General features: G+C 46.6%; 2 protein-coding genes. One reads left to right on the top strand and one right to left on the bottom strand.

What is annotated here, in order from left to right; all coding sequences use genetic code 11:
* The first annotated feature begins 35 nt into the window (after window positions 1-35).
* Window positions 36-1,493 (top strand): DUF3360 domain-containing protein, encoded by a 1,458-nt coding sequence (locus CAG68_RS01390; RefSeq protein WP_005375642.1) that lies wholly within the window; start codon window positions 36-38, stop codon window positions 1,491-1,493.
* 131 nt (window positions 1,494-1,624) lie between these two features.
* Here the strand turns inward: CAG68_RS01390 and trpB are convergent, their stop codons facing one another.
* On the bottom strand, window positions 1,625-2,848 hold the full coding sequence (gene trpB, locus CAG68_RS01385; RefSeq protein ID WP_104976530.1) for a tryptophan synthase subunit beta: 1,224 nt from the start codon (window positions 2,846-2,848) through the stop codon (window positions 1,625-1,627).
* Window positions 2,849-2,893 lie beyond the last annotated feature (45 nt).

Below are 2,893 nucleotides of genomic sequence, written 5' to 3'. Positions count from 1 at the left end.
CGTAGTTCAACGTTGAAACATAAAAGGATGACTCAATGTCTGACAAAAGTAAGACTTTTTACAGGGATGTGCGCAAAAAACCGCATGAATTTGAAAACCGAGAAGACTTTCTAAATCATGATTTAACCGTCATGAGTTTCCGTCGCTGGGGAATTCATTTGCCCTCACGTGATTACAGTATTGAAATCGAAGACTGGGTACCGGCATTAGCAGCAACCATTGGTAAAGTGGTTATGGTCACTGCCATGGTTTCCGCTTTTGCTGCTCAGTTTGGTTTATCTCCGGAATTCATTGCAGAAAACGTGCGTTACGAATTACTTATCGCTGGAGCCCTGTTCGTCATCCTGTTTTCTGCCATACTAAACCCGAATGCAAACTTAGCGGGAACCCATGGCCCAATGATACCGCTGATTCCTATGATTGCAGCTGCAGGAGGGCACCCTCTCGCGCTAGGTTTGATGGTATGTGTTTTTGGGTTAATTCTCGCCTTAACCAAAGGTGGCTCTAAACTCATGACTCTGACTGGTATCGGGGTTCGAGGAGGGTTGTTGATCTACCTTGGTGCTGTTGGGTTGCTCGGGCAAATTAATAAGACGGAAGCGTGGGCTGCAAGTACGGACCAAGGTTACATTTCGTTTGTGGTCATAGGCCTAACCGTTATGGTTTACGCTTACTTAGCCAAGATCAATAAACGTTGGCTCGCTATCCCATTGTGCTCTGCACTCGCGGGTATTGTTGCTTATTTGATGGGCGCTGAGTTTGCCTTTACCACAGAACCGGGCCTGCCTAATTTCAGTCCATTCTACTGGTGGGGTGAAGATACAGGCTGGCAGCTAGGCTGGCCAACCCTAGAGCACTTTATTGCCGTGACTCCATTTGCTCTACTGGCAGTCGCTATGTGGTCCCCTGATTATCTCGGCCATCGTGTGTTTCAAGAACTTAACTACCCAAAAGAAGCGAAAGGTGTACTCATGGATGTCGACGACACGATGGTCGGAGCATCTGTTCGTCAGGGGGTTGGTTCACTCTTAGGGGGCGGAAACCTAGCTTCTTCTTGGGGAACGTACATGATTCCTGCCGCAATTGCCAAGCGTCCTATTCCAGGTGGCGCTCTGTTGACGGGTTTCATGTGTATTGCGGCGGCGGTAATTGGCTACCCAATGGATCTAGCAATGTGGGAACCTGTTCTGCGCGTTGCTTTGATTGTGGGTGTATTCTTACCACTCCTTGAAGCGGGTATGCAGATGATCCATAAGCATAAAGATTCACTCAGTGCAGGTATCTGTATTTTTGCCTGTGCATTCGTTAATCCAGTCTTCGGTTGGGCAATCACGATGCTGTTGGATAACCTCGGGCTTATCGGCGACCATGAGCGTGCTAACGAACTATCGCGCAAAGATAAATATCTGATTCCTGGCACTGCGTTTATCGTTTGTGCAGGCTCCCTTGCTATTGTTGGTCAGCTTCCAGGCATTCCAGCTCTTATCGGTTAATCGAATTATGCTCTAAAGGTATAGTGAGAGCAGTGAGTAAAGGGACTTGCTTCTTAAAATAGTAGACAAAAACAAAAAGCTACCTAGTACCAGGTAGCTTTTTGCATGTAGGGTTAGGCTACGGAGTTAGGCTATATGAGTGATTCAATGCCGTATTTTGCGCCGTAGTGTTCAACGACAAAATCAATGTCTTTGTCACCACGGCCTGATAAGTTGATCAAAATCGAGCCGGTTTCTCCTTGCTGTGCGAGTTTAATTGCGTAAGCGACAGCGTGTGAGGATTCAATAGCAGGGATTATTCCCTCTTCACGAGACAGCTCAAAGAAGGCATCAATCGCTTCGTCATCACTGATTGAGCCGTAATTGACACGGCCAATGTCTTTTAAGTAACTATGCTGAGGCCCAACCGATGGGTAATCCAAGCCACTTGCTACAGAGTACACTTCCTGAGGTTCGCCTTGCGCATCTTTAAGCATGTAAGACTTAAATCCGTGCATGATACCTGGCTCACCGAGTGTGAGTGTTGCAGCATGCTCGCCAACCTTTTGCAAAGAGCGGCCCGCAGGTTCAACGCCGTGAATGGCGACTTGTTCATCCTCTAAGAAAGCAGTAAATAGCCCCATCGCGTTAGAACCACCTCCAACGCATGCGACGAGATTATTGGGTAACTTGCCGGTCATTTCTTTGAATTGAACTCGTGCTTCGTTACCGATAATTGATTGGAAATCTCGTACCATTTTAGGGAATGGGTGAGGGCCAACGACAGAGCCTATCGCATAAAGTTGTGTATCAGGATCTTTCAGATAAGCTTCGAATGCAGAATCTACCGCTTCTTTGAGGGTTTTGCGCCCATGAGTGGCAGGAATGACATTAGCACCAAGGATTCTCATGCGGACGACATTCGGATGCTCTTTGGCGATATCAACTTCACCCATGTAAATATCGCATTTCAAGCCAACCAATGCCGCGGCTGTAGCAAGCGCAACACCGTGTTGTCCTGCGCCAGTTTCAGCAATCAGTTTCTTCTTACCCATCTTTTTAGCGAGAATGGCTTCCCCTAAGCAGTGGTTAATTTTATGTGCGCCTGTATGGTTTAAGTCTTCGCGCTTTAGGTAGATGTCTGCTCCGTATTTTTTAGACAAGTTTTCCGCATGGAAGATTGGGCTAGGTCGTCCAACAAAGTGCTTATACAGACGAGCGAGTTCCGCTTTAAATTCAGGATCTTTGCAGCATTCCTCATAAGCTGCGTTGATGTCATGCATGATTTGTTCAAGCTCAGGTGGAACAAAGCTACCACCGTATTCACCAAAGTATCCTTCTTCGTTGGGCATAGTGAGATCAAACGAGTTTTTCATTATTTACATCCTAGTTAACGAAAGTATTGATACTTTTATACCCAA

Origin of the sequence: Vibrio sp. V42_P2S4T144 (assembly GCF_009904715.1) — a bacterium.
GTDB lineage: Bacteria > Pseudomonadota > Gammaproteobacteria > Enterobacterales > Vibrionaceae > Vibrio > Vibrio alginolyticus.
The sequence above is the reverse complement of the archived record's forward strand: the minus strand, read 5'-3'. Positions and strand labels throughout refer to the sequence as shown.